The organism is Lyngbya sp. CCY1209 (genome assembly GCF_035615495.1).
Classification (GTDB): Bacteria; Cyanobacteriota; Cyanobacteriia; order Cyanobacteriales; family Microcoleaceae; genus Limnospira.
In genome coordinates, this window is record NZ_JAJENU010000033.1 from 1 (window position 1) to 257 (window position 257).

The 257-nt window shown below is 40.1% G+C and carries 1 pseudogene; it reads right to left on the bottom strand.

From position 1 onward, the window contains the following. Positions 1 to 257 (bottom strand): annotated as a pseudogene (locus tag LKE08_RS00155) (RNA-dependent DNA polymerase); the annotation flags it as partial.

The following is a 257-nucleotide window of genomic DNA, read 5'->3' on the forward strand; positions in this document are numbered from 1 at the left end:
GCCAAGTAGTTTACTGGCTCTCCCTCCACTTTTTCCAGATGTGTGCTTCCCTTTTGGATATTGCCTGATATTGAACCTTAGAAAGTCGAAACCAGGTGAGACCATTTTTCCGTTTACTTCAATTTCTTGAAGTGTGTGACAGATTCTTGTCTTTTCTGGTTTCAGTTGGAGTCCAACAGCCTTTAACCATTCAGAAATAGCAATCTTGCACTGTTCAATGATTTCGAGTTTTGGTGATATGACTACAAAATCATCGG